This window comes from Pseudomonas sp. Z3-6 (assembly GCF_051131985.1).
Lineage (GTDB): Bacteria > Pseudomonadota > Gammaproteobacteria > Pseudomonadales > Pseudomonadaceae > Aquipseudomonas > Aquipseudomonas zanjanensis.
Genome location: NZ_CP071644.1, coordinates 4,714,702 through 4,735,938 on the forward strand (window position 1 = coordinate 4,714,702; position 21,237 = coordinate 4,735,938).

Here is a 21,237-nt window from a genome sequence, read left to right on the forward strand (position 1 = left end):
GGTCGCTCGGCCCTCCTCCGCCCTTTGGCGAAACTCTTTTGGTAATGCAGATTCCCTTAAGACTGTCGACAAACCGTGGCGAGGGAGCTTGCTCCCGCTGGGCTGCGTAGCAGTCCTTTTGTGAGCGCTTCGCACTGGAGCGCCAGCCCGGTCAAGCGGGAGCAAGCTCCCTCGCCACGGGTTCAGCGTTTTTCGTTAAGCACTCACAACGCTTTTTCGAGTGCCGGCAATGCTTCGAACAGATCCGCCACTAACATGTAATCCGCCACTTGGGCGATGGGTGCTTCAGCGTCCTGGTTGATCGCGACAATGACCTTTGAGCCGCTCATACCCGCCAAATGTTGAATGGCGCCACTGATGCCCGCCGCGATGTAAAGCTCTGGCGCGACGATTTTCCCGGTCTGCCCGACCTGCAAATCGTTGGGGGCAAAACCCGAATCCACCGCCGCACGGGAGGCCCCGACGGCGCCGCCAAGCTTGTCAGCCACTCGCTCGATCAGGGCGAAATTTTCTTTGCTCTGCATCCCGCGACCACCGGACACGACGACACGGGCGCTCGACAAATCCGGCCGTTCGCTGGCCGTCAGTTGTTCGCTCACGAAACGCACGTTGCTTGCGCTTTGCCCGCCCTCCACTGCCACCACTTCACAGCGATGTTCATGGGACAAGGCTTGGGCGAACGCCGAGGCGCGGACCGTGAGCAACTTGATCGGATCGAGGGACTGCACGGTGGCGATGGCATTGCCGGCATAAATGGGGCGCTGGAAGGTGTCCGCCGAAACAATGTGGGTGACGTCGGACAGCATGCCGACATCCAGGCTGGCCGCGACCCGTGGCAGCACATTGCGTCCCATGCTGCTGGCGTCGGCAACGACATGCGTATACCCCTCGGCCACCAGCGAAGTGATCAGTGGCTGGACATTTTCCGCCAGGGCATGCTCGAACATCGCCCCTTGTGCGAGCAGCACCCGGTCCAGGCCCTGGGTCAGCGCTGCCTGTTGCGCCACTGCCGACGCATCCGCCCCGCCCATCACCAGCAAATCCGTCTTGGCGCCCAACGCCAGGGCGGCGGTCACGGCACTCCATGTACCTGCCGTCAGTTGACCTGCACTGTGTTCGGCGATCACCAATGTGCGCATCAAATCACCCCCGCAACGTTCTTCAATTTATCCACCAGTTCGGCCACCGAACCGACGTTGATCCCGGCTTTGCGCACCGCCGGCGGCACTACGCCTAATAATCGAGCGTGTTCCTTCACGCACGCGCCCAAGGTGTCGGCGGCAATGATTTCAAGCGATTTTTTCTTGGCTTTCATGATGTTCGGCAACGAGGCATAGCGCGGTTGGTTCAGCCGCAAGTCGCAGGTCACCACGGCCGGCATGGCGAGGGCGACCACCTGGCTGCCACCGTCGACCTCACGCTCCACGACCCATTGCCCGTCGACCTGATTGACGGCCGAGGCGTAAGTGGCCTGGCCGCTGCCGATCAACTGCGCGACCATTTGCCCGACCTGGTTGTTTTCCTGGTCGATCGCCTGTTTGCCAAACAGGATCAATTGCGGCTGTTCCTGATCGATCACTTTGCTCAGGTACTTGGCGACGTTGAGTGGTTCGAGTAGCCCATTCGTCTCGACCAGCAACGCCCGGTCCGCACCGAGTGCCAAGGCCGTGCGCAGTTGTTCCTGCGCCACCGACGTGCCCACCGAGACCACCACCACTTCGGAGGCCAGCCCCTTCTCCTTGAGGCGAATCGCCTCTTCCACCGCGATTTCGCAGAACGGGTTCAAGGCCATCTTCACGCCATTGAGTTCGACGTCTGAACCGTCGGCTTTCACCCGGACTTTTACATTCGGGTCGATGGCACGCTTTACCGCAACGAGCACTTTCATGGTTCTTCCCATAGCCCCCTTGCACTGTGGATCGATGCGAGATGGCCGGCCGCACGAGCCGGTGCACCCCTGTTTCGACTGGATGGTAATCCTGGTTTTTCCGCCACGCAAGAAAAATGTACACCTGTGTCTCAATAGTTGACACACATGAACATTCAACATACCGTTATGTCAAACCAAGCCTGATGTTCTGTTCCCGGAGCGCAACACCATGTCCAGCGATCCTCTGCTGCAGCCCTATAAGATCAAGCACCTGACCCTCAAGAACCGGATCATGACCACCTCCCATGAGCCGGCTTATCCTGTCGACGGCATGCCGAAGGATTTGTACCGCGCCTATCACGTCGAACGGGCCAAGGCTGGCGTGGCGCTGACCATGACGGCGGGTTCCGCCGCCGTTTCCCGTGACAGCCCGCCGGTGTTCAACAACGTGCTGGCGTACAAGGACGAAGTGGTCAAATGGATGAAGGACCTGACTGACGAATGCCACGAACACGGCGCGGCAGTGATGATCCAACTGACCCACCTGGGTCGGCGCACACGCTGGGACAAGGCGGACTGGCTGCCGGTCGTCTCGCCGTCCCATCGCCGCGAAGCGTCCCACCGGGCCTTCCCGAAAAAACTGGAAGACTGGGACATCGACCGGATCATCAAGGATTACGTGGATGCCGCCGAACGCATGAAGGCCGCCGGTCTTGATGGCCTGGAACTGCAGGCCTACGGGCACCTCATGGATCAGTTCTGGTCGCCGTTGACCAACGATCTCGACGGGCCCTACGGCGGCTCGCTGGAAAACCGGATGCGCTTCACCTTCGACATCCTGCGTGGCATTCGCCAGCGTTGTGGCGAAGACTTCCTGCTCGGGGTGCGCTACACCGGCGATGAAGACCTGCCTGGCGGCTTCGGCGCCAGCGACGGCCTGCAGATCTCCCACATGCTCAAGGACAGCGGGCTGGTGGATTTCCTCAACGTCGTGCGCGGGCACATCGATACCGATGCCGGCCTCACCGACGTGATCCCCATCCAGGGCATGCGCAATTCGCCGCACCTGGATTTTGCTGGCGAGATTCGCTCGGCCACCGGTTTCCCGACGTTCCATGCGGCCAAGATTCCGGACGTCGCCACGGCGCGGCACGCCATCGCCTCCGGCAAGGTGGACATGATCGGCATGACCCGCGCGCACATGACCGACCCGCACATCGTGCGCAAGATCATTGAAAAACGCGAAGAAGAGATCCGCCCCTGCGTCGGCGCCAACTATTGCCTGGATCGCATCTACCAGGGCGGCGCCGCCTACTGCATCCACAACGCCGCCACCGGCCGCGAAACCACCATGCCCCATGAGATCCCGAAGGCGTCGGTCAAGCGCAAAGTGGTGGTGATCGGCACCGGCCCGGCGGGCCTGGAAGCGGCGCGGGTGGCTGGCGAACGCGGTCATGACGTCACGGTGTTCGAAGTGGCGGATCAGCCCGGTGGACAGATCCGCTTGACCGCCCAGAGCGAGCGGCGGCGCGAGATGATCAGCATCATCGATTGGCGCATGGCGCAATGCGAACGGCTGGGGGTGAAGTTCCATTTCAACACCTGGGCCGAAGCCGAGACCGTGATGGTCGAGGCGCCGGACGTGGTGATCGTCGCCACGGGCGGCTTGCCCCATACCGAGGTGCTCAAGCACGGCAATGAACTGGTGGTGTCGACCTGGGACATCATTTCCGGCGACGTCAAACCCGGCCAGAACGTGCTGATCTTCGACGACGCGGGCGACCACGCGGCGCTACAGGCGGCCGAGGTCATTGCCAACAGCGGTGCGAAACTGGAGATCGTCACGCCGGACCGGTCGTTTTCGCCAGAGGTGATGGCGATGAACCTGGTGCCGTACATGCGCAGCCTGCAAGACCTGAACGTCACCTTCACAGTGACCTATCGGGTCGATTCCGTAGAGAAGCGCGACGGTCAACTGATCGCCAACTTCGGCAGCGATTACGGCCAGGTGCACAAACAGCGCGTGGTCGATCAGGTGGTGGTCAACCACGGCACCCTGCCCCTGGACGACCTGTACTTCGAACTGCGCCCGCATTCGAGCAACAACGGCGCGGTCGAACAGCACAACCTGATCGCCGGGAAAACCCAGGACATCGTGACCAACCCCGAAGGTCGCTTCCAGCTGTTCCGGATCGGCGACGCAGTGTCGGCACGTAATACCCACGCGGCGATCTACGATGCGCTGCGGCTGGTCAAGGACATCTGAAATATTGCCCTGATCGTCAGGGTCAGGGACTGATGTTGCATTCAAGACGTTCGATGAGCCCGTGGCGAGGGAGCTTGCTCCCGCTGGGCTGCGTAGCAGACCCATTTTGTGAGTGCTTCGCACTGGAGCGCCAGCCCGGTCAAGCGGGAGCAAGCTCCCTCGCCACGGGTTCATCGTTTTCTCAAGTGATAGCGTTGCAACTAACACGATGCTTTTCCATGTCAGCACAGACCTTGAAACCAAGGGCTGCGGTCGCATTCGTACCGTCATTCATTTCTGAAATCCGCTCGTAAACCCAATGACCCAAAGAAAGGAAACCAAGATGTCCGTTTTTACCCATGTCACCGTCGGCACCAACAACCTGGCAAAAGCGCGTGCGTTCTATGACGCCACCCTGAAAGAGATCGGCCTCAAGCGTGTTGCCGACCTCAACGAGGCCGGCTCCATCTGGGGCGTCGACAAGCCGTCGTTTTTTGTCCTCAATCCGGCCAACGGCAGTGCGGCCACCATCGGCAACGGTGTCACGGTGAGCTTCGAAGCGCCGAACCGCGCGGCGGTCCAGGCATTCCATACGGCCGCCCTGGCAAACGGCGGCGTCTGCGAAGGCCTGCCAGGCCCGCGTGGCTGGGCGGACAACGCCTTCGCCGCTTATGCCCGGGACCTGGATGGCAACAAGCTGGCGGTGTATTGCTTCAAGGCTGAATAAACGCAGGCAGCACCACCGCTATCGCGAGCAGGCTCGCTCCCACAGGGATCGTGGGTGTTCATGAGTCTCATATTCACCACAGGAGTCTTGGGTGTTCATGAGTTTTGCATTGACCACAAGACCACTGTGGGAGCGAGCCTGCTCGCGAAGACGGTGGCACAGACAACATTGATTCAAGCTGACCCACCGCTTTCGCGAGCAAGCCCGCTCCCACAGGGATCTTGGGCGCTTATGAGTCTCATATTCACCACAAGACCATTGTGGGAGCGGGCTTGCTCACGAAGAGGCCGTCACAGTCACCTGCATGCAGATTGCCCATCGCTTTGGCAAGCAGCCTAGCCCCCATCGGTATCGATATCGGCATCCGTGCTTTCACCGGATTTCGGCCGGTCCGGATCAGGCTTGAAGCCGGGGCTGAAGGTGTTGTCATTGTCCTGGTGATGCTGCTTCTGATCGACCTCAGAGGCGGCGCTGTCAGCCTGGTCCGTTCCGGCAGGATTGACTGGCTCGGCATCAGACGCTTTGCCCGGAACCTGAGGGTCGATGGCCGGATCATTACGCGCAGACGGCGTCTGTGGCTGAGTGTTTGCGGGATCGTCGTTCATAGGCACCTCGTTCATGGCAGGGCCGGATGGTTGACCGGTCTTGAACATTCGAAGGTGACGCAACGGCTTCGGTTCCATTTGTTTAAAACGCAGCGATCAACCGCCCAACACGCTCCTGACCATCCGGGCCAATGCGTCCGGGCCGTAGGGTTTGCTCAACAGATGGGTGTCGGGGCTCAATTGATGGTTTCGGGAGATGATGTCCCGGGTATGGCCCGAGGTGAACAGCACCGGGACCGGCGGGCTCTGCACCTTGGCCCAAGCGGCCAGGTCGGAACTCTTGATCAGGCCAGGCATGACCACGTCGGTGAAAATCAGGTCCACCGCGGTGCCGTCCAGCAGCAGTTTCATCGCCTCATCGCCGTTGGCGGCCGTGAGGGTCCGATAGCCTGATTGCTCCAGCAGGTCCACCGACGCACTGCGCACCTCGTCGTTGTCCTCCACCACCAGAATCGTCTCTTGCCGGCCGGACTGAAGCGCGTCGTATTGCTCGGTTTCCCCTACTTCAGGCGCAAGGCTTCGAGGGAAATACATCCGCACCCGCGTGCCTTCACCCAGGTCGCTGGATATCTCGATATGGCCGCCACTCTGCTTGACGAACCCGAACACCATGCTCAATCCAAGCCCAGTGCCCTGGCCATCGGTCTTGGTGGTGAAAAACGGTTCGAACACTTGCTGCAGGACATCGGGCGGCATGCCGGCACCGCAATCGATCACCGACAGCCGGACATAGTCACCGGCCGGGATTCCCTTGCGGGCGCAGAACGCTTCATCGAGCACGATGTTATCGCCGAGCAGGCGGATCGTGCCCTCGCCGTCCATGGCGTCACGGGCATTGATTGCCAGGTTCAACAGGGCGTTTTCCAGTTGGTTGCGATCGACGTGGATGCACCAGGGCGCCTGAGGCAGGCTCACTTCAATCTGGATGGTTTCGCCCAGGGCCCGTTGCAGCAACTCACCCATGCCCTCATAGATGCGCCGAGGGTTGTAGACCGCCGGTGACAAGGGCTGGCGCCGGGCAAAAGCCAACAGCTGCGAGGACAGTTTGGCCCCCCGCTCCACGGCTTCGATGGAGGCACTGACCCGTCGTTGCACATTGGCATTGTCTCGTTCGTGGCGTGCCAGTAAATGCAGGTTGCCGGCGATCACCTGCAGCAAGTTATTGAAGTCATGGGCCACGCCACCGGTGAGGCCGCCAATGGCCTCGAGCTTCTGTGACTGGCGCAACTGTTCTTCCGCTGCCAGCCGCGCCTGCACCTCGTTGGCAACGCGCTGCTCCAAATCGCGGGTGAACTTGAGCAGCGACGCTTCGGCCGTCTTGCGCTCATCGATATCAATCAGCACCCCCGGAAAACGCAGGGGCTTGCCCGCCCCATCGAACTCGCATCGACCGCTGGCCAGTACCCACCGGTAAGTACCGTCCAGGCGACGAACCCGATATTCGGCGCTGTAAGGCGCGCCCGTGTGCACGGTCAGTTCGACCCGCTGGTTGACTTCATCGAGGTCGTCCGGGTGGATGCCCTGGCGGGCGATCTCGACTGGCAGCGCGTCCAGCGAGCAGTCGGGTGGGTAGTTGAAGGTACGGGCGAAACGCTCATCGCCCGACAGCGTGTCGGCCTGGATGTCCCAGACGAACGACCCCAGCAATGGCCCGGCCGAGAGCGCCAGTTGGATACGCTCATTGACCGCGCGGTAACTGCGTTCGGCCGCTTGCCGGGCGCGCTCGGTCAATACGTGCTCGGTGGTTTCCACCACAATCGCCAGTACGCCCGCTGGAGACTGGTCGTCATCGGGCACCGGGCTGTAATAGAGATCCATCCACACCTCTTCAGGCTTGCCATCGCGCAACAGGACCAGCTCTTTGCTGCGGTAGGACAAGGTGCCACCGGCCAGGCAGACGTCCAGTACATGGCGGTTGAATTCGGCGACTTCCGGCCACCCCAACTCCACCGCACACCCCAGCAGGTAGGGATGGCGGCCGCCAGCGAACTCGGCATAGGCATCGTTGTAGATCATGAAGCCCTGGCGGCCCCACAACATCACCATCGGCAGGGGCGAAGCCAGCAACAATTGGACAGCGCTGCGCAAGCTGGCGGACCAGTGCTCGATGGCGCCCAACTCGGTTCGGCTCCAATCGAACGCCCGGATACGCCCGGCCATCTCACCGCCCCACCCAGGGCACCCGTGATTCTGGGATAGAAACTGCATGGTCGACTCTGAGCCTCAAAATACCTGCAGGGAATCGGCACACAAATCCCTTGCGATCAGAGCTTCGAGCGTCGGGTTGGCGTTTGGTTTCATGCTGACCGGTTTGCGCACGATCCCTGTGGCGAGGGAGCTTGCTCCCGCTGGGCTGCAAAGCAGCCCCAAAAAAGGCGGCTGCAATCCTTCAGGTACACCGCGTCAATCGGTTTTACGACGGCTGCGCCGCCGAGCGGGAGCAAGCTCCCTCGCCACAGGGTTGTGGTGTTATAGCAACCTCAGCGGAAATCGCGGCTTTGCACCTGGATACCCGCCAACAATTCAGTCAGGTCGCTCAAACGCCCGGCGATCAAGTGGCGGACCTCGCCGACGCTTTCCCAGCGCCCGTCCACCCTGAGCAATTGCGAGCCCACCAGGGTCTTGCGCTGGCGCTCGGCCAGGTCGCGCCAGACCACCACGTTGAGGTTGCCGAATTCATCTTCCAGGGTGACGAAGGTCACGCCGCTGGCCGTGCCCGGGCGTTGGCGGCCAGTGACCAGCCCGGCGACGCTGACGTTGCGGCCATGCTCCACGTCCTGCAACTCCCGGGAGCTGCGGCAGCGCCGGGCGCGCAGTTCGGGACGCAGCAGGGCCAGCGGATGAGGGCCTAGAGTCGTGCCCAGTGTGGCGTAATCGGCAAACAGGTTTTCCCCCAGCGTGGGTTCGGGCAGGGTCACGGGCGGTTCTTCCTGGCTGGGCAAACCGGCGAAAAGGCCCAGTTGCTTCTGCACCCCGGCCACTTCCCAGCGAGCCCGATGGCGATCCCCGGCCAAGCCCTGCAAGGCCCCCGCGTCCGCCAGTTGCGCCTGGGCCCGGGCATCGAGTTGCGCGCGTTCACCCAAGTCGGCCACGTCGTTGAAGGGCCGCTGCCGGCGCGCCGCTTCGATACGGCGGGCATCCTCTTCGCGAAACCCCTTGACCAGGCGCAGCCCCATGCGGATCGCCGGTTGCCGGCCGTCCATGGGCTCGAGGCTGCACTCCCAATCGCTGGCGCGCACGTCCACCGGGCGGATCGACAGTTGATGCCGGCGGGCATCCTGGAGGATCTGGTCCGGGCTGTAGAACCCCATCGGCCAACTGTTGATCAAGGCACAGGCAAACGCCGCCGGTTCGTGGCATTTGAGCCAGCTGCTGGCGTAGGTCAGCAAGGCGAAACTGGCGGCGTGGGATTCGGGAAAACCGTAATTGCCGAAGCCTTTGATCTGTTCGAAGATTTGCGCGGCGAATTCAGCGGTGTAGCCATTGTTCTTCATCCCCTGCGCCAGGCGTTCCCGATGGGGCTCCAACCCACCGTGACGTTTCCAGGCAGCCATGGAGCGCCGCAATTGGTCTGCTTCGCCCGGGGTGTAGTCGGCCGCGACGATGGCGATCTGCATGACCTGCTCCTGGAACAAGGGCACACCCAGGGTGCGGTCAAGCACTGTTTTCAGCGCTTCAGAGGGATACGTCACCTCTTCTTCTTTATTTCTGCGCCGCAGGTACGGGTGCACCATCCCTCCCTGGATCGGCCCGGGCCGCACGATCGCCACTTCGATGACCAAATCGTAGAACCTCTCGGGTCTCAGCCGAGGCAACATCGACATCTGCGCCCGGGATTCGATCTGGAAGACACCGATGGTGTCGGCTCGCGAGATCATCTGGTAGGTCGCCGGATCTTCCTGGGGCAACGACGCCAAGGCATAACGCTGCCCCCGGTACTGCTCGATCAGGTCGAAACAACGCCGAATCGCGCTGAGCATGCCCAAGGCCAGGATATCCACCTTGAGCAGCCCGACCGCGTCCAGGTCGTCCTTGTCCCACTGGATGATGGTGCGCTCGGCCATGGCCGCGTTTTCCACCGGCACCAGGGTGTCCAGGGGCTGTTCGGAAATCACGAAGCCGCCAGGGTGCTGGGATAAGTGCCGGGGGAAACCGATCAATTGCTGGGTCAGGCCCAAGACCCGGCGCAACACCGGGCTGTCCGGGTCGAAGCCGCCTTCACGCAAGCGCTCCACCGGCGGCGCCTCGTCGCTCCAACGGCCGCAGCAATCGGCCAGGGCATTGACCTGGTCCGGCGGCAGGCCCAGGGCCTTGGCCACATCGCGCACCGCCCCGGCGCCGTGGTAACTGCTGACCACCGCCGTCAAGGCCGCACGATGACGACCGTAGCGCTGGAACACGTACTGCAGCACTTCCTCGCGACGGTCGTGTTCGAAGTCGACGTCGATGTCCGGCGGCTCGTTGCGCTCCCGGGACAGGAAACGCTCGAACAACAGGCTGGTGAGACTGGGGTCGATTTCGGTAATACCCAAGGCGTAGCACACCGCCGAGTTGGCCGCCGAACCGCGCCCCTGGCAGAGGATATGGCGGCTGCGGGCAAAGCTGACGATGTCCTGCACGGTGAGGAAATAGCTGTCATAGCCCAACTCGGCGATCAGGCTCAGCTCCTTGTCTATCTGTGCCCGCACCTTGTCTGTCACGCCATCCTTCCACCGCTCGCGCATGCCCCGCTCGGTCAGCTCCCGCAGCCAGGACGCCGGATCATGCCCCTCGGGCACCAGCTCACGCGGATATTCATAGCGCAGTTGGCCAAGGTCGAAGGTGCAGCGCCGGGCGATGGCCAGGGTTTCGTCGAGCAAGGCCCGCGGGTAGAGCTCGGCCAGATCCTTGCGGCTGCGCAAGTGGCGCTCGCCGTTGGGGTGCAGGCGCTGGCCGGCCTCGGCCACCGTGACGTGGTGGCGGATGGCGGTCATGGTGTCCTGCAAGGCACGACGACCGCGCACATGCATGTGCACATCGCCGCTGGCCACGGCCGGAAGATCCAAGCGTTCGGCCAGCGCCAGGCAGTCCGCCAGCCGTCGGCGGTCGTCCTGCCCGCAATGCAACTGGACCGTCAGCCACAAGCGCCCGGCAAAGATCGGCTGGAGCCAACGCCCGTGCTCCTCGGCGGCGTCCTTGCCCTCGGCGACCCACAACGCCAGCAGCCCCGGCAAAGGCTCGTCGAAGTCCTCCCGCACGATGCGATAGTGGCCCTTCTCGCTGCGGCGACGGGCGCGGGTGATCAACCGGCACAAGGCTTGATAGCCGTCCAGGTTTTCCACCAGCAGCACCAGTTTCGGACCGTTCTCGACCTGGATTTCGCTGCCGACAATCAATTGCAGCGCCAACTCCTTGGCCGCCTGCCAGGCCCGGACGATCCCGGCCAGGGTGCATTCATCGGTGATCGCCAAGGCCTGATAGCCCTGCTGCTTGGCGCGACGGCACAATTCCAGGGCACTGGAGGCGCCGCGCTGGAAGCTGAAGTTCGACAGGCAATGCAGTTCGGCATACTCAACGCTCATGCGAACCAGCCCTGCAGCCACAGCGGCCCGCCCTCACCCACCGGTCGATAGGCCCAGCCCCGTTGTCCGCTGCGAGTTTCGATCAGGTAATAGTCGCGGCGCACATCCGCGCCATCCCACCAACCGGTCTCGATACGCTCGGGCCCCATGAGGATCTGTGCCTGGCCTTGCGGCAAAGCCTGGGGTTCATCCAACAGCCAGCCGGGACGCTGCACGCCCTCGCGCGCCGGACAAGCCTGGGATCGGGGCTGGGAAGTCGTCTGCCAGGCGCACTCAGGCCGATGGTCGTCGCGAAACCCCAAGCCTTGCACGGCATCATCCCCCAGGCGGGCCCGCAGCCGTTCCCGCAGTTGCTCCCAGGGCAATGACTGTTGCGGGCGTTCGTCAAACAGCTCCAGGCGCTGGGGCACGAAACTCGGCAGGTCTTCGGCACACAAGCGAAAACCCCGCACCGGGGCCTCGACCTGCACTTGCTCCAAGCGACCGCGGGCCAGTTCGAAGAGCATCGCCGGGTCGCGTTCGGCGCTGAGCAGGCCGACCTTGATCACCGTATCCGGCAACCCGGCGTGTTCCAGGTGCAAGTCGAAGCGCTGCACGCCGCTGTCGCGTCCGCAGAGGAAGGCCGACAGGTCACCGGTCAGGCGGCGCAACGGGAACAGCAGCGCCTGATGGGATTGCACGTCATAGTTGAGTTCGATGCGCACATCGAAACGGTCGGGCGGCAGGTAGAACGACAGCGCCAGGGTGCGGCTGCCCGTCAACGCATCGAGGTGCTTGAGCACCTGGGCCTCGAAACGCCGAGCCAGGGTCTGTCGGGGCAAGGCCTGGACCTGGCTCAGGCGGCGCAGGCCCATGCGCGACAGCGCCGTGGCGACGTCGGGCTCCAGGCCAATTCGTTCCACGGGCATGTGGCCCAGGCAGTGCTGCAAGGTCTCGGCATCGGGCACCACCAGGGCGTCATAGGCATTGGCCAGCACCCGCGCCGCCACCGGGTTGGGGGCGGCGACGATGCGATGACGAAAGCCCAGCTCGTTCAGCTCGGCTCGCAAGCGCGCCTCGAACACCGGCCAAGGCCCGAACAGGCCCAGGCTCGACTCGATCTCGAACAGCAGAGTACGCGGGTAATGCACGCTGACCTGGGAGCTGAAACGGTAGGCCCAGGCCGCCAGGAACTGTTGCCAATACTCGATCTGCGCCGCGTCGTACTCGGCGGTGGCAAAGCCTTTGCTCAAGGCCTGGGCGGCGGTCATGGTCTGGCCGGGACGCAAGCCCAGGGCCCGTGCCGGCGCGTTCACCGCTTGCAGGACCCGGCGCTGGGCCGGACCGGTCAGCAAGGCCAGGGGCTGGTCGGGATCGGGGCGCTGACGCAGCGCGGCGTCCAGCGCCAATTGCGGGAAAAGAATACAGACCCAGCGCATCGCAACCTCAATGCCCGGTTTGTGGGGCGAGCGTGGCAAAGGCAATCGGCGCCGAACGGGCCAGCCCGCCCCGGCACTTGAGCACGCGCAATTGCGCCGGCCGGGTATCGATGGCGATGCGCAAAGCCGCCGGCGACGGGTTGATAGCCTCCTGGATCGGGCGCCAGGCGAACGCCAAGGTCTGACCGGTTTCCGCCGCCACTTGCAAACGGCGCAAGGCCCGGTCGTCCGCTTGGCGGGGCCAGCACAGCACCGCGCCACAACTGCCCGACCGCAGGCATTGTTCGGTGGCCCACAAGGCCTCACGCTCATCGGCACGGATGATCGACAACTGGCGTAGGTCGATGCCGGCGTTCTGCCAAGCCTGGGGATAAGGCACGAATGGCGGCGCCACCAACACAATCCGCTCCCCCGCCGCCGCCAGCCGCGCCAGGGTCGGCCAGACCAACTGCAACTCGCCCACGCCCGGCGCGGCGATGAGCAGCTCCGTCAACGCCGCTTCCGGCCAGCCGCCACTGGGCAACGTCGCGTCCAGTGCATCATGGCCAGTGGGTTGCGGGCTGGCAGCCGGCGGCGCAGGCCGGCCCTTCCAGACTTGGCCGCCGTTGAACAGCGTGTCCAGCGCAACGACAGCGCCCATCAGCCTTGCCTCACCAAACCACAGAACACTCCTTCTATCGCCAGGTCCTGGTCGGCCTCGACGATGATCGGCTGGTAGGCCGGGTTGCGCGGCAGCAAACGCACCCGCTCGCCGATGCGTTCGAAGCGCTTGATGGTGACTTCACCGTCCAGGCGCGCCACGACGATCTGGCCGTTGGCAGCCTGCGGCGTACGCTGCACGCCCACCAGGTCACCGTCGAGAATGCCGTCCTCGATCATCGAATCGCCCTGGACCCGCAACAGGTAGTCCGGCGCCTTGGTGAAGATCGCCGGGTCCAGGATCAGGCGACTGTGAACCTCAGCATCGGCGCCAATCGGCAGGCCGGCAGCCACTCGCCCCAACACCGGCACATCGAGCAGTTCGGGCCGCGACGGCTGGTTCAGCAAGCGAATGCCCCGGGCCTGGTGCGGATTGACTTCGATGAAACCAGCCTCGGTCAACGCCAGCACATGCTTGCGCGCCACGCTGCGAGAGGCAAAACCGAACGCCTCGCTGATTTCAGCGAGGCTGGGAGGCTGACCCTGATCGGCGATGCGTTCGCGGATAAACGTCAGGATGGCGGTGCGGCGGGGAGTGAGAGTCGTCATGGAGTACATTTGTACTCTTCTGGGATTTTCCTGACAAGCACCGCCAGTCAGTTCACACAGCAATACCCTGTGGGAGCGAGCTTGCTCGCGAAGGCATCAGCACATTCAACACCCAGGCAAGCTGACCCACCGCCATCGCGAGCAAGCTCGCTCCCAAAATGGGATCGAAGTACGACTGTCAGGACAGGTCGGTTGAAAGACCGTCTTCGCGAGCAGGCTCGCTCCCACAGGGGGAACGTCTTCGCGAGCAAGTCCGCGGATATACACACAAAACCCGCCCCCTCTCAAAAACCAAAAAAAACGGCACTTCCCATTTCTGAAGAAGCACCGTTTTTCCAGATGAACAGCCCAGCCAGATTCGGCCAAGCCTCAACAAGCAATCAGAAACGCTTGATATCCGCCTGACTCTCCAACTGCTTGCGGTACGCCGCAAAGTCCTGCTGACCCACGCGGGACGCAAGGTAGCGGCGATATTGCGCCTTCTCTTCGTCAGTCGGTGCAGCCGCTTCGTTTACACCGTTCAGACGCACGACCACCAGGCTGCCGTCAGGCAAGGTCACGCTGCTGAAGGTCGGCTTGTCCTTGGACTCAGGCTTGGGCATGCGGAACAGCGCTTGCAGCACCGCCGGGTCGATGCCTTCCTGGTTGCGGGTGACCGCCTCGGTGGCTTTCCAGCCCTGGCCGTCGACCGGTTTGTCCAGCGGCGTCTTGCCATCACGCAGGCTGGCGATCAACTCGTCGGCGCGGGTCTTGGCCGCTGCGCTGGCGTGTTCCTTGGTCAATTGAGCACGAATAGGGCCAGCCACTTTTTCCAGCGGCAGTTGCTCAGGCTTACGGTGCTCCTTGGCACGCAGGACCACGACGGTTTCCGGGTCCAGCTCGATGGCGGTGCTGTTGGCACCCTCTTCCAGCACTTCCGGGCTGAACGCCGCGGTCACCACCGCGCGATTGGCCGCAATGCCTTCGCCGCCTTCACGACCGAACGGGGCCGATGTGTGGACGGTCAGCTTCAGGTCCTGAGCCGGTTGCGCCAGGTCGGACGCTTCGAACGAGGCATCTTCCAATTGCTTGGTCGCCTCCACGAAACGCTGCTCCACCTGCTGGGTCTTCAGATCGCGGGTCAGTTTGTCCTTGAGGCTGGCAAAGCTCGGCACTTCAGGCGCTTCGACACCCAGCAGCTTGATCAGGTGCAGACCGAAGTCGGTGCGCACCGGTGCCGAGACCTGATCCTTGTTCAGGGCGTACAAGGCCTTTTCGAACTCCGGATCGTAGACGCCTGGGCCGGCATAGCCGAGATCGCCGCCGTTATTCGCCGAACCCGGATCCTGGGAAAACTCCTTCGCCAGCGCTTCAAACGATTCGCCTTTGGCCAGGCGAGCCTGGACCTCTTCGATCTTCGCCTTGGCCTGGGCTTCGGTGACCTTGTCGTTCACTTCGATCAGGATGTGCGCAGCCCGACGTTGCTCGGACAGATTGGCGATTTCTTTCTGGTAAGCCGCTTGCAGGTCTTCGTCCTTGACGCTGACCTGATCGAAGAAAGAGGCTTTCTTCAGCTCGAGGTAATCGATGACCACCTGGTCAGGCGTCATGAATTCCTTGGCGTGTTGGTCATAGTAAGCCTTGACCTCATCATCGGTCAGCTTCACCGACGCCGGATCGGCCTTGATGTCCAAGGTGGCGAAATCACGGGTCTGCTTTTCCAAGCGGGCGAATGCCAGCACCTGGGCATCGGTGACGAAACCGCTGCCTGCCAGGCCGGCGCGCAACTGACCGATCAGCATTTCCTGAGCCAGCATCTGGCGGAATTGCATACGGCTGTAACCCAGCTGGCGGATCACTTGATCGAAACGCTCGGCGCTGAACTTGCCATCGACCTGGAACTCAGGCGTTTGCAGGACCACTTGATCGAGCGCAGCTTCGGAGAAAGCGAATTTCGCATCGTGTGCGCCTTGCAGCAGCAACTTGCGATCGATCAGGCCCTTGAGTGCCGAATCGCGCAGCATTTTTTCGTCCAGCAGGGAGGCGTCGAAATCCTTGCCCAACTGTTGCATGAGCTGACGGCGTTGCATGTCGACCGCTTGGCTCAGCTCGTTCTGGCTGATCTCTTCGCCGTTGACCTTGGCCGCTTCATTGGTGTTCGAGGTGGCTTGAAAAATGGCTTCGAAACCGGTCAACGCCATCAATGCGACGATGATCCCGATGATGGTCTTGGCAATCCAGCCTTGTGAATTGTCCCTGATATTCTGCAGCATGCGTCCCCCAGAAACGGTTGAACTTCAAATTTAGGCAACCGTGGAGCGTGGGTAGAATCCGGATAGAAGAAAGGCGCATCCGAGGATGCGCCTTCTCGTAACTGGCGGAGCGGACCGGGCTCGAACCTGCAAGCCCTGGCGTGCCAGACCGGTAGCAACCGGTCGTATTACCGCTCCGCTGCCAAGCCAGGCATGACCCCGACCCGGATAAACTCAACGAAACCTTAGTTAACGGCTTCTTTCAGTGCTTTACCAGCTTTGAAGCCTGGCTTTTTGGCAGCAGCGATTTCCAGCGTCTTACCGGTCTGCGGGTTGCGACCGATACGAGCAGGACGATCGGTCACGGAGAAGGTGCCGAAACCAACCAGAACAACGGAGTCGCCAGCCTTGAGAGCGCCAGTGACGGATTCGATTACAGCGTCCAGCGCACGGCCAGCAGCAGCTTTCGGGATATCAGCGGATGCAGCGATAGCATCAATCAGTTCCGACTTGTTCACTCTAAGTCCCCTTATATCTATTTGAGATGATTCTAAGTTTTTTTGGTGAAAGCAAAAACGAGTGCTGAATGGCCTGCAGACACTTAAGAGCCGCTTTATAACAAGGGCTCTAAAAAACTGTCAAGGAAGGCCCCCCAGGCAAATGCGTATTAATGCGTGCTAATTCTTTCCTTAGAGTCAGACTCTCGCTTTTCTTCCTTCGCGACAATCTCCGGAGCCACATCCGGCAAGGGCTCCGGCGCGTATTGCAGCGCAATTTGCAGGACCTCGTCAATCCATTTAACCGGTTTGATCTGAAGATCTTGCTTGATGTTGTCAGGAATTTCCTTCAGATCGCGGACATTCTCTTCGGGAATGATCACGATCTTGATCCCGCCACGGTGTGCCGCCAGCAGTTTTTCCTTCAATCCACCAATCGCCAGCACTTGACCGCGCAGCGTGATTTCACCCGTCATGGCCACGTCGGCGCGCACCGGAATACCGGTCAAGGCCGAGACCAGGGCCGTGCACATGCCTACACCCGCGCTTGGGCCGTCCTTGGGCGTAGCCCCTTCAGGCATGTGGATGTGCGTGTCGCGCTTCTCATGGAAGTCCAGGGGAATGCCCAGGCTCCGGGCGCGGCTGCGAACCACCGTCAGTGCCGCGGTGATCGACTCGACCATCACGTCGCCCAGGGAACCGGTCTTGATCAGTTGACCCTTGCCCGGTACCACGGCCGCTTCGATGGTCAGCAACTCGCCACCGACCTGAGTCCACGCCAGGCCAGTCACCTGGCCGATCTGGTCCTGCTGCTCGGCCAGGCCGTAGCGGAACTTGCGCACGCCCAGGAAGTGCTCCAGCAGGTCCGCAGTGACCTTGACCGCGAAGCGTTTTTCCAGCGCATGTTCCTTGACCGCCTTGCGGCAAACCTTGGCAATCTGCCGCTCCAGGCCACGCACACCGGCTTCGCGGGTGTAGTAGCGGATGATGTCGCGAATCGCTTCCTCGTCGAATTCCAGCTCGCCTTTTTTCAGGCCATTGGCCTGGATCTGCTTGGGCGAAAGGTACTTCACGGCGATGTTGATCTTCTCGTCCTCGGTGTAGCCCGGCAGACGAATCACCTCCATCCGGTCCAGCAACGCTGGCGGAATGTTCATGGAGTTGGAGGTGCAGAGGAACATCACGTCCGACAGGTCGTAGTCGACCTCCAGGTAGTGATCGTTGAAGTTGTGGTTCTGCTCCGGATCGAGCACTTCGAGCAATGCAGAGGCAGGATCGCCGCGCATGTCGCTGCCCATCTTGTCGATTTCGTCCAGAAGGAACAGCGGATTGCGCACGCCGACCTTTGTCATCTTTTGAATCAATCTTCCCGGCATCGAACCGATGTAGGTACGGCGATGACCACGAATTTCCGCCTCGTCACGCACGCCACCCAGGGCCATGCGCACGAATTTACGGTTGGTCGCGTGGGCAATCGACTCCGCCAGGGAGGTTTTACCCACCCCGGGAGGACCGACCAGGCACAGGACCGGACCGCGAATCTTCTTTACGCGCTTCTGCACGGCGAGGTATTCAAGGATGCGTTCCTTGACCTCTTCCAGACCGTAATGGTCGGCATCGAGGATGTCTTCGGCGCGTGCCAGGTCCAGACGCACCTTGCTCTGGGCTTTCCACGGCACCTGGACCAGCCAGTCGATGTAGGAGCGCACCACGGTGGCTTCGGCAGACATCGGCGACATTTGCTTGAGTTTGTTCAATTCAGCCTGGGCCTTGGCCAAGGCATCCTTGGGCAAGCCGGCGGCATCGATGCGCTTTTTCAGCTCTTCGATTTCGTTGTGGCCTTCATCGCCATCACCCAGCTCTTTCTGAATGGCCTTCATCTGCTCATTCAGGTAGTACTCGCGCTGGCTGCGCTCCATCTGCTTCTTGACGCGACCACGAATGCGTTTTTCAACCTGCAACAGATCGATTTCGCCATCGAGCAATGCGAGCACGTGTTCGACACGGGCCGACAGATCGATGATCTCGAGAATTTCCTGCTTCTGCTCGATCTTGAGGGCCATGTGGGCCGCCATCGTATCGACCAGCCGTCCAGGCTCGTCGATGCTGTTAAGCGACGACAGGACCTCTGCAGGCACCTTCTTGCCCAATTGCACGTATTGTTCGAACTGTGACAGCAGGCTACGGACAAATACCTCTGATTCACGCTCGGGCGCATCGACTTCTTCGATCAGCGACACCTCGGCCCGGCAGTGGCCGTCCACTTCGCTGAAACGTTCGACAGTACCGCGCTGCTCGCCTTCGACCAGGACCTTGACGGTACCATCGGGCAACTTGAGCAACTGCAGAACCGTTGCAATCGTACCTACGCGATAAAGTGCGTCTTCGCCGGGATCATCGTCGGCTGGATTTCTCTGAGCCAGCAGCAGAATCTGCTTGTCACCCGTCATCGCAGCCTCAAGGGCTTCGATGGACTTCTCGCGCCCCACGAACAGCGGGATAACCATGTGCGGATACACCACGACATCGCGCAATGGCAGGAGAGGCAATTCGATGGTTGTCTTCATGATTTCGCCTCTACGGCGGCCCTAGGGCCGGAAACAGATGGAAGTAAGCTTGAAACCAAGATGGGGGCAGCCTTGAAAAAAAACAAGCGCTAAGACACGTCTAAAACGCGCTAAAAGCAAAGGGGCCCGAAGGCCCCTTCTTTATTCCGGCAGCGGGACGCTTAAGCGTCCGGTGCGGCCTTGGCAGCCGGCTCATTGTTTTCATAGATATACAATGGCTTGGACTTGCCTTCTATAACGCTTTCGTCGATCACGACTTTACTCACCTCGGACTGCGAGGGGATTTCATACATCGTGTCGAGCAATACGCCTTCGAGAATCGAGCGCAACCCACGGGCACCGGTCTTACGCTCCAGGGCACGTTTGGCGACCGATTTCAGCGCGTCGGAACGGAACTCCAGGTCTACACCTTCCATTTCGAACAGCTTGGCATACTGCTTCGTCAGGGCGTTCTTCGGCTCGGTCAGAATCTGCATCAACGCCGCTTCATCCAACTCATCCAGCGTTGCCAGGACCGGCAGACGACCGACGAATTCCGGGATCAGACCGAACTTGACCAAATCGTCAGGCTCGACTTCACGCAGGGACTCACCCACCTTCTTGCCTTCTTCCTTGCTGCGCACTTCGGCGTTGAAACCAATGCCGCCACGGGTGGAACGGTTCTGAATAACCTTTTCCAGGCCGGAAAACGCACCGCCGCAGATGAACAGGATGTTACGGGTATCAACTTGCAGGAATTCCTGCTGCGGATGCTTGCGACCACCTTGGGGTGGAACGGAAGCGACCGTGCCTTCGATCAACTTGAGCAAGGCCTGCTGCACGCCTTCACCGGAAACGTCCCGGGTGATGGACGGGTTGTCGGACTTGCGGGAAATCTTGTCGATTTCGTCGATGTAGACAATGCCCATCTGGGCCTTTTCCACATCGTAGTCGCACTTCTGCAACAACTTCTGAATGATGTTCTCGACGTCTTCACCGACATAACCCGCCTCGGTGAGGGTGGTTGCATCGGCGATGGTGAACGGAACGTTCAGCAAGCGGGCCAGGGTTTCGGCAAGCAGGGTCTTACCCGAGCCTGTCGGGCCGATCAGCAAGATGTTGCTCTTGCCGAGTTCGACCTCGTCATTCTTCTTGTCACGCTGGTTCAGGCGCTTGTAGTGGTTGTACACCGCTACGGCCAGTACCTTTTTCGCACGTTCCTGACCAATCACATACTGATCAAGGATGCCGCTGATTTCTTTAGGCGAAGGCAATTTATGCGCGCTGCTCTCGGCCTGGGCTTCCTGCACCTCCTCGCGGATGATGTCATTGCACAGGTCGACGCACTCGTCGCAAATGAAGACCGAGGGGCCGGCAATCAATTTGCGCACTTCATGCTGGCTTTTGCCACAGAAGGAGCAATAAAGCAGTTTGCCGTTGTCCTCGCCGTTGCGGGTGTCAGTCATTCGATCGATCCAAATCCGATAGGCTTGCAACACAAGATGAAGGCAATTGCGGGCTTTTTCAAGCCCGCAGGTGATCGGACCTGCCGATCAACCTCATTTTGAGCTGCTTATTTTAAGCGGGGCGCTGGCTGATCACTTCATCGATCAGACCATATTCACGTGCGGCTTCAGCGCTCATGAAATTGTCGCGATTGGTATCGCGCTCGATTTCTTCAAGCGTGCGCCCGCTGTGCTTGGCCATCAAGGTGTTGAGGCGCTCGCGGATGAAGAGGATTTCCTTGGCATGGATTTCGATATCCGATGCCTGGCCCTGGAAACCGCCCAGTGGCTGGTGAATCATCACGCGCGAGTTCGGCAGGCAATAACGCTTGCCATGGGCACCAGCAGTCAGCAAAAACGCGCCCATGCTGCACGCCTGACCGATACAGGTCGTCGAAACGTTAGGCTTGATGAACTGCATGGTGTCGTAGATCGACATGCCCGCCGTCACCGAACCGCCCGGGGAATTGATATAGAGATGGATATCCTTGTCCGGGTTTTCGGCTTCAAGGAACAACAGTTGCGCACAGATCAGGTTGGCCATGTAGTCCTCTACCGGGCCCACCAGAAAGATGACGCGTTCCTTGAGCAGACGCGAGTAGATGTCATAGGCACGTTCGCCACGGGCGGACTGCTCGATAACCATCGGGACCAGGCCGCCTGCGGCCTGGATGTCAGAGCTCTGCTGATAAAAAGAATTGCGGGACATGTCTCGCAGTCACTCCCAAATAGTTATGTCTTGAATACGCATAAGCCAGCACGAAGGCTGGCTTATGGGTGTTTA

At 61.2% G+C, this 21,237-nt stretch carries 15 protein-coding genes; 2 read left to right on the forward strand and 13 right to left on the reverse strand.

Going from position 1 to position 21,237, the window contains the following annotated elements; all coding sequences use genetic code 11:
- Nucleotides 1–203: 203 nt before the first annotated feature.
- A complete protein-coding gene (locus tag J3P88_RS20350) occupies nucleotides 204–1,139 on the reverse strand; it encodes an electron transfer flavoprotein subunit alpha/FixB family protein (protein ID WP_434571264.1) in 936 nt (311 codons plus the stop codon).
- On the reverse strand, nucleotides 1,139–1,888 hold the full coding sequence (locus tag J3P88_RS20355; RefSeq protein ID WP_434571266.1) for an electron transfer flavoprotein subunit beta/FixA family protein: 750 nt from the start codon (nucleotides 1,886–1,888) through the stop codon (nucleotides 1,139–1,141). Before J3P88_RS20355 ends, J3P88_RS20350 begins: the two co-directional genes overlap by 1 nt.
- A 211-nt stretch (nucleotides 1,889–2,099) precedes the next feature.
- Between J3P88_RS20355 and J3P88_RS20360 the strand changes: the two genes are divergently transcribed.
- A complete protein-coding gene (locus J3P88_RS20360; RefSeq protein WP_434571268.1) occupies nucleotides 2,100–4,136 on the forward strand; it encodes an FAD-dependent oxidoreductase in 2,037 nt (678 codons plus the stop codon).
- A gap of 322 nt (nucleotides 4,137–4,458) precedes the next feature.
- Complete coding sequence (locus J3P88_RS20365) at nucleotides 4,459–4,842, forward strand: VOC family protein (protein WP_186708349.1); 384 nt, start codon at nucleotides 4,459–4,461, stop codon at nucleotides 4,840–4,842.
- Between the two features lie 335 nt (nucleotides 4,843–5,177).
- On the opposite strand, the gene J3P88_RS20370 is transcribed toward J3P88_RS20365, so the two are convergent.
- From J3P88_RS20370 to clpP, 11 genes are all read right to left on the reverse strand, one after another.
- Nucleotides 5,178–5,447, reverse strand: coding sequence for a hypothetical protein (locus J3P88_RS20370; RefSeq protein ID WP_434571270.1), 270 nt, complete (start codon nucleotides 5,445–5,447; stop codon nucleotides 5,178–5,180).
- A gap of 96 nt (nucleotides 5,448–5,543) precedes the next feature.
- Entirely contained in the window at nucleotides 5,544–7,655 is a 2,112-nt protein-coding gene (locus tag J3P88_RS20375; protein ID WP_434571272.1) for an ATP-binding protein, read from the reverse strand.
- A gap of 272 nt (nucleotides 7,656–7,927) precedes the next feature.
- Nucleotides 7,928–11,008 (reverse strand): error-prone DNA polymerase, encoded by a 3,081-nt coding sequence (locus J3P88_RS20380; protein ID WP_434571274.1) that lies wholly within the window; start codon nucleotides 11,006–11,008, stop codon nucleotides 7,928–7,930.
- Entirely contained in the window at nucleotides 11,005–12,426 is a 1,422-nt protein-coding gene (locus J3P88_RS20385) for a Y-family DNA polymerase (RefSeq protein ID WP_434571276.1), read from the reverse strand. The genes J3P88_RS20380 and J3P88_RS20385 overlap by 4 nt, the downstream gene beginning before the upstream one ends.
- A 7-nt stretch (nucleotides 12,427–12,433) precedes the next feature.
- Complete coding sequence (imuA, locus tag J3P88_RS20390; RefSeq protein ID WP_434571278.1) at nucleotides 12,434–13,066, reverse strand: translesion DNA synthesis-associated protein ImuA; 633 nt, start codon at nucleotides 13,064–13,066, stop codon at nucleotides 12,434–12,436.
- On the reverse strand, nucleotides 13,066–13,683 hold the full coding sequence (gene lexA, locus J3P88_RS20395; protein WP_434571280.1) for a transcriptional repressor LexA: 618 nt from the start codon (nucleotides 13,681–13,683) through the stop codon (nucleotides 13,066–13,068). Before lexA ends, imuA begins: the two co-directional genes overlap by 1 nt.
- 371 nt (nucleotides 13,684–14,054) lie before the next feature.
- Complete coding sequence (locus J3P88_RS20400) at nucleotides 14,055–15,926, reverse strand: SurA N-terminal domain-containing protein (RefSeq protein ID WP_186708334.1); 1,872 nt, start codon at nucleotides 15,924–15,926, stop codon at nucleotides 14,055–14,057.
- Between the two features lie 224 nt (nucleotides 15,927–16,150).
- Nucleotides 16,151–16,423: an HU family DNA-binding protein gene (locus tag J3P88_RS20405; protein ID WP_002552737.1), complete on the reverse strand. Its 273-nt coding sequence runs from the start codon at nucleotides 16,421–16,423 to the stop codon at nucleotides 16,151–16,153.
- A gap of 149 nt (nucleotides 16,424–16,572) precedes the next feature.
- Complete coding sequence (gene lon / locus J3P88_RS20410) at nucleotides 16,573–18,969, reverse strand: endopeptidase La (RefSeq protein ID WP_014339302.1); 2,397 nt, start codon at nucleotides 18,967–18,969, stop codon at nucleotides 16,573–16,575.
- Nucleotides 18,970–19,130: 161 nt separating this feature from the next.
- A complete protein-coding gene (gene clpX, locus J3P88_RS20415; RefSeq protein ID WP_063322129.1) occupies nucleotides 19,131–20,414 on the reverse strand; it encodes an ATP-dependent Clp protease ATP-binding subunit ClpX in 1,284 nt (427 codons plus the stop codon).
- Nucleotides 20,415–20,526: 112 nt separating this feature from the next.
- Nucleotides 20,527–21,162, reverse strand: a complete 636-nt coding sequence (gene clpP / locus J3P88_RS20420) for an ATP-dependent Clp endopeptidase proteolytic subunit ClpP (RefSeq protein WP_186609760.1) — start codon at nucleotides 21,160–21,162, stop codon at nucleotides 20,527–20,529.
- Nucleotides 21,163–21,237 lie beyond the last annotated feature (75 nt).

Coding starts and splice junctions, on each gene's coding strand:
- J3P88_RS20385 (WP_434571276.1), bottom strand. CDS start 12,426: ATGCGCTGGGTCTGTATTCTTTTCCCGCAATTGGCGCTGGACGCCGCG.
- imuA (WP_434571278.1), bottom strand. CDS start 13,066: ATGGGCGCTGTCGTTGCGCTGGACACGCTGTTCAACGGCGGCCAAGTC.
- J3P88_RS20350 (WP_434571264.1), bottom strand. CDS start 1,139: ATGCGCACATTGGTGATCGCCGAACACAGTGCAGGTCAACTGACGGCA.
- lon (WP_014339302.1), bottom strand. CDS start 18,969: ATGAAGACAACCATCGAATTGCCTCTCCTGCCATTGCGCGATGTCGTG.
- lexA (WP_434571280.1), bottom strand. CDS start 13,683: ATGTACTCCATGACGACTCTCACTCCCCGCCGCACCGCCATCCTGACG.
- J3P88_RS20355 (WP_434571266.1), bottom strand. CDS start 1,888: ATGAAAGTGCTCGTTGCGGTAAAGCGTGCCATCGACCCGAATGTAAAA.
- J3P88_RS20380 (WP_434571274.1), bottom strand. CDS start 11,008: ATGAGCGTTGAGTATGCCGAACTGCATTGCCTGTCGAACTTCAGCTTC.
- clpP (WP_186609760.1), bottom strand. CDS start 21,162: ATGTCCCGCAATTCTTTTTATCAGCAGAGCTCTGACATCCAGGCCGCA.
- J3P88_RS20360 (WP_434571268.1), top strand. CDS start 2,100: ATGTCCAGCGATCCTCTGCTGCAGCCCTATAAGATCAAGCACCTGACC.
- J3P88_RS20400 (WP_186708334.1), bottom strand. CDS start 15,926: ATGCTGCAGAATATCAGGGACAATTCACAAGGCTGGATTGCCAAGACC.
- J3P88_RS20375 (WP_434571272.1), bottom strand. CDS start 7,655: ATGCAGTTTCTATCCCAGAATCACGGGTGCCCTGGGTGGGGCGGTGAG.
- J3P88_RS20365 (WP_186708349.1), top strand. CDS start 4,459: ATGTCCGTTTTTACCCATGTCACCGTCGGCACCAACAACCTGGCAAAA.
- J3P88_RS20370 (WP_434571270.1), bottom strand. CDS start 5,447: ATGAACGACGATCCCGCAAACACTCAGCCACAGACGCCGTCTGCGCGT.
- clpX (WP_063322129.1), bottom strand. CDS start 20,414: ATGACTGACACCCGCAACGGCGAGGACAACGGCAAACTGCTTTATTGC.